The following is a 5,602-nucleotide window of genomic DNA, read 5'->3' as shown; positions in this document are numbered from 1 at the left end:
GCTGCGAACTCTACAGAAAACCAGGTGACGAAGCGCTCAAACATGCTCTTGATGCTGCCCTCTGAAAATCAACAACGTGCTTCACAAGAGCGTAGGAGAATAAGCTCAAGTCTGAGCAGTACAGACTCAAGAAGTAAATCGGAAGTTGAAGTGCTATAGAGAGTTTGAGTCTGTTATCGGCGCGTTCCTGCCCACATAATTCCAATTCGAGAGAGACTTATTTCATGGCTGGCACCTTTCCCTTTGGAGCGGTTGATTAATCCCTTCTCTTCCAATTGATCCACACTATACTGAGTTGAACTATTTGATGAATCTCTATCAGTAGATTGTGCATATTGCCGATCTAACTCTGATATTGACTCGACTTTGCCCTGTTCATAGAGGATTTTGAGCAGGTCCTTTTCTCGTTCGTTCAGGTCCACAATCGGAGGGGCCACAAATTTGACGTGATGTTTCCCGTTTTTAAGCTCTTTAGCCCCGGCAGTCGTCCCTTTTTGGAGCTTTTGTAATGTATCGGCCATACTCCCGATACGCTCAGTAACTTTGTCCTCATGCTCTTTTGAGATATCCAAGTTCCGGAGAAATTCAACGGAATCTTCCAGCTCTTGCCGAACTTCCGTAATGAGGTACTTTTCTGGAGAAACATAATATGTGTATAAATCGTCTCGAACGTTCGGGTTTTCCAGAATAAGTGTATCTGCCGCAGTGGCGAAAGCGAAAGCAACGGTTCTAGGCATTGATGAAATATTCACATAGATCTGATTCCCTTTATCGAGATCATCAGCCATCTTCTGGTACGCGTATTCATAAATTTCAACGTAATCGTAGATATCAGATATTTCTTCGACTTCTACATCTATACTCAAAAGAGACTCAATAGAACCAGACAAATCTTGTACGATATCCTCGGCGAGTTCGGCTTCACTCTCAGTTTCTGGCGTCTTTTCTGACCTAAATAATATAACTTTGTCAGCATCGAAGTCATCCAGAGATAAAGGTTGAACAAGACGTTCCAGATCAAACCCGACAGGAATATAGTGTATCTCCCGACCCATTGATTGGATAAGCAAACTATCTCAAGCTAACTAATTCTTTTGTGAACAATGCGGGTGCTAACAAAATTAGTTGTTAATCAAGGGGAGGTAACCAAACATGGTGATTCCAAATCCCATATTTGCTAAATCGACCAGCTAGAGCCCCTAGAAATCCTTTTTGTTATACACCATCTATTATGCTCGCAAGAAGGAAAGGTCGGACTAATGCAATCGTTAACACGAATCGAAGATGTCCCGGGTCCAGCGGGACATTTGAACTCAATAGTCAGGAAATGTCCACAGACTCCATCTACTTTGGAGGGTGGTGGTGACTTATTTCCTGCTATCTGGGTGAAAGTAGATGATCGATGTCGATCATCCACCAATACTGAAACATTGATCCAAACTATCCATGCAGATTCAAACGACTGAGATCGACCCAGACTCGCTGTCCACACACAAGAACGTCAAGATCCAAGAGAAGGAATTCGACACACCAGCAAAGGCTCTTCAAGTGGGCAAACTAAGAGGCTCGGAAGACGTTTCTCCCCTTGCACGCGGAGTCGTCGAGATTTACAAGAGGGCAAACGCTGTGGCCCTTCGTAACTCACGTGATGGCTGGACCGGTCTGGCAGACGGACTCAAAAGCCAAGCAAAGAGTGCGGAGGACGATGAGGTTGTTATCCCGTTCATCGGCTACCGTGATACAGCAACCCTAACCAAGGAGAATGCAAGAGAAATTGCTAAGCTACAGACGAACTATGGCGACCTTCTGACGGTCCCGCTAATGAAACCTCTCGTTGATGGGGCAGACAATGGTGACGGGAGAACAGAACCGGAAGTCGCCTCGATCATCGAGAATACGGAGAACTATCTCGAAGCTGTGGACGAACTCAAGATACAGAAGCCAGTGATGGGTGTCCTCCCTCCGATTAGTGAGGATTGCACGAAGGCATTAATCGACCTCTATATGGATCATGGTCTGCGCGCGTACTGTATCGACTTTAGCAGGCGGTCTCCCATGGCGAAATCGCAGCTGGATAATGTAATGAATCCAATGCTGCAGACGCTCACGGAGTACAATATTCGAGAGGACAGCCTGACTTATGCGGTTAATGCGAACGATAGTCGGCCAGTATCGGATGGTCGACGGACCGCAGACTCGATGTATGCGTACACGATCGGGATAGATATCGTCGGTGACAATCACATCTCGCCAAATTGGCCGGAAGAAGTGTTCGAGGAAATGGGCGGTGGCGAAGTCAAACTCCGATTATTCGATGGTGAGACCGTCTCCGTCGTTGATGTTCCCGTCAGTAATCTTCAGTCCTTCCTCCCAGATGAGGCTGAAATTGATGTCGACCGGGTCAAAGGAAGAATCTCGGCCGACCCTGACGAGCAGTATCGGTTCGAGAAGATAATCAACACCGAACTCATCAGTCTATATCTTGATTCAGAGGGTGGTGTTGACCCCGACGAGATTTTCGTCGATCTACTTACGGGGAACTTCACTCAGGAGTCGGATATCGAACGAGTTCGAAACTTAGTTGAAGAAATCAAAGGAGAGTAGTTATCGAGTAGAATCGGGAGGTTACTGATCTGAGCAGACACCAAGAACGGAGCGTCGTCTGTGTTCTACTGTTGATAGAGGCTCATTACAGTGTAAACAGATGTCGTACTGAGGATATGAATCAGCAAAATCTACACTGACTCTGGCAATAGCTACCCATTCAAAATCAGATTGGCTCCAAAGAACGGCTTCGGACTTGGGACCGGGAACAGTCATCCGATATTGATCGTTGTCAGAATGGGGTTCGAGACGCAGTTTCGGCCCGAAGTATGTCAAATCTCGCTTAACTACAGTGAAAACACTTGGAATATCCTGTTTAGTTTGTTCCGATAATATGTTTTTGATGCGAATTGTGTCGTCCTGTTCCGCACGCATGAATACGCGTTTCGTGGAATGCTCAGTTTCTGTCAAGTTGCTCGATCGGACATCGGCGGTAGCCATAGGATCAATTATTGATCTTGGAACTAGATTTGTTTGGGTACCGGCGAAAAGGCGTGCAAATAGGAAGGGCACGAATGTGGTACTGGTTCAGCTGTGACGGATATTTTTTAAAAGTAGTTCGCGTGCGAGACAGGCATCCAGATACACGCCATATTACATCAAGCGGTCAACTACCCAGAGACTGTAAGGAGGGGGTGCTGAATATAGAGCATCTACTCAGCGCCTGGCCGAGGACTGCCACCGCCCGGTCCTCGAGGGGCATGACAGGCGCATCGCGGACCAGTTTCTCAACGAGGTAGTCTGTGGTGATACCATTTGCTCCGTGAGTCTGGAGTGTAGTATTGACATTTTCACATATCCCAGGGAGGTACATCTTCATCTGGAGCCGTTGGTTCGCCCTGCTCGATCTTCTCCATAACGAACATTAGATGCTCCAAGTCCTTGTCCCTGAACTCGGGTGCGTCTCTAACAACCTCGGAAACCACCCTGTATCTAAATCCTTTTTGATTCAAACGTCTAACTGTTTCTTGAGGAGGAGATGTCCAGAACCAGAATTCTCCATCCTTCTGCTTTTCCGACTCTGGCTCCCTAATCTTGTCCTCTAACTTGCTGAACTCGTACTCCCAATCCTGATTTGAAGGATCATACTTGCATTCAATAAATCGAATTTCATCCGGTGTCTCAACTTCCACGTCCAGCTCACCTGCGTCAAGCGAGATATTCCAGTCGACATTATCAGAACTGTGGTCTTTCCGAGTCAGATAGTAGTAGGAAATCAGCTCTACAAGCAGACCTCTTGCCTTCCCCAGTTTCGTTTGACGACGGTTCGTCTCTGACTCCTGATCTAGCTCTTCAGACAGCTTTGATCCTCTCTCACCAACCGTTTTATCCGAAACCAGTTCCTTGAACTCGTCTTTTTCAAGTTCCATCTCCCGAAGCATGATTTCATCCTTCTCAAGATGATTCTCGATAAGTTTCTCGGCCTGCATATGCTCTGAACCCGAGAAGCCGGAGTAATCCCCACAGCAATCGTAGAACATTACCCATCCAGAGTAATCTGCCAACCCTGTGCTCCCGGGGGCCTCAACTAAAACGCCGTAGGTGTAGTCGTTACCAGGCTCAACCGGGTGAGTGAACTTACAGACGTAAGCCTTCTCTCCGTCAGCAAATCTCTTCTTCTGGTTCACGGTCCCACCCATCAGAGAAATGAATGCAGGAACGCCGTTGAAAATCTTCGTAGACCGAAGGAATTCCACCTGATACCAAAGCAGCTGAAAGTCTAACTCCTCTTGAGTATCCAATCTGGTTTCCTGCGTTCGAGAAATTAAGTCTGTGAAGAAGTCTTCTTCTACCTCTTCGTCCAGGAACAGGACATTCTCCATTATTTCGACTGTTTTTTCGGCCTCAAGCGGCTGGACCACGTCCTCTTTCACCTCTCCAAAGAAACGATCCAAGTCAGCCCTTTCATCAGGTATTCCACCTGCATCATCAAAGATATCAATCGAATAGGCCCAAGTCTCAGACCTGTGTAGTCCACTGAGACAGGTCTCTTGGAAAACTCCGTCTTCGACAAGTTGAGACCAGACGAACTGCAATGTCCGACTGTAGCCCTCTAAAGCTGATTCCAGCCGCTCTTCTCGAAGGTCTGTATCTAGTATCGTGATGAAATAGCTGTTGGGATAACCGTCCCCGACATCATTAAATTGGGTAAAGACATGAAAGATCGTCTTCAGGCGTAGGAGCTCCGCTTTCTCTATCTCGTAGTCAGAACTAGAGACAGTATGCTCTTGGAATAACTCTTTGAACGGCTGTATTACCTCTTGTCTGAAATCATCAAGTACGGTCTGAGCTTCTTTCCATGAACTTGCTTTCCGGAGGCTTCGCCGGTATTCGTTGATGTTTTTAATGAACGCTGTTTTCTCACAGGTATTAGGAAAGGAAGATAGTTCAATCCCTTCAAAACGAGCTCTGAAGAACACGAAGTCCTCCGGTATCAAAGGAAAATTGCTGTAGATAACTCGATGAAGAAAGCCTCGGATAGCTGTTTCTATGAAGAACTTGTAGCCGTCAAGCAATTCATCAGACCTCTCGGTCGCAAACTCAGTTCGTAGCCATTCCTCAAGTTCGTCGACATTACTTGCCAGATCGACAACCTCAGCAGAACCTAGAATACTGCCAATAGCAGACTTCTGCTGTTCCTCCGGATGGTTCATACCCAAACTAAGCGTCGATGAATCTTAAGATGTTTTGTGAAGAGTCTTAAATGAGGCCGTTCGAACTACTAGTTAATTTGGAAGGAGCGGGTCCAAACTGACGGCGGGCACACGACTTCGTGGGCGTTCCACATCAGAAACTACTAGTAGACAAGTGAGCCACGAAATCCACCGCTATCTAATAACTTCGCTTAAAGGAATCAAGAGAGTGAGCGATGATATATTTCTGGTAGTAAAGGTCGATATTGTGGAACAGGCATTCGTCTTTAGCTAATACTCACAGTAATACTGTTAGACCGTGATTTTCGGTCGAATTTCGCCCATACACCACACCAAAACGACGA

General features: G+C 46.5%; 4 protein-coding genes. 1 reads left to right on the top strand and 3 read right to left on the bottom strand.

What is annotated here, in order from left to right; genetic code table 11:
• Positions 1-173: 173 nt before the first annotated feature.
• Positions 174-1,055 carry an HFX_2341 family transcriptional regulator domain-containing protein gene (locus tag C444_RS08855; RefSeq protein ID WP_004592370.1) on the bottom strand — a complete coding sequence of 294 codons (882 nt, stop codon included), beginning with the start codon at positions 1,053-1,055 and terminating at the stop codon, positions 174-176.
• A gap of 391 nt (positions 1,056-1,446) precedes the next feature.
• Between C444_RS08855 and C444_RS08850 the strand changes: the two genes are divergently transcribed.
• Positions 1,447-2,604 (top strand): hypothetical protein, encoded by a 1,158-nt coding sequence (locus tag C444_RS08850; protein ID WP_004592369.1) that lies wholly within the window; start codon positions 1,447-1,449, stop codon positions 2,602-2,604.
• A 607-nt stretch (positions 2,605-3,211) separates the two neighbouring features.
• Here the strand turns inward: C444_RS08850 and C444_RS23110 are convergent.
• Complete coding sequence (locus C444_RS23110) at positions 3,212-3,418, bottom strand: acyl-CoA dehydrogenase family protein (protein WP_394324809.1); 207 nt, start codon at positions 3,416-3,418, stop codon at positions 3,212-3,214.
• The gene (locus C444_RS08845) at positions 3,396-5,258 is read right to left on the bottom strand and encodes a hypothetical protein (RefSeq protein WP_004592368.1); all 1,863 of its coding nucleotides are present in this window, start codon (positions 5,256-5,258) and stop codon (positions 3,396-3,398) included. Before C444_RS08845 ends, C444_RS23110 begins: the two co-directional genes overlap by 23 nt.
• Positions 5,259-5,602: the final 344 nt, after the last annotated feature.

The sequence above is a fragment of the Haloarcula japonica DSM 6131 genome (genome assembly GCF_000336635.1).
Classification (GTDB): domain Archaea; phylum Halobacteriota; class Halobacteria; order Halobacteriales; family Haloarculaceae; genus Haloarcula; species Haloarcula japonica.
Note: the sequence above shows the minus strand (reverse complement) of the source record. Positions and strands in the feature narration are given on the sequence as shown.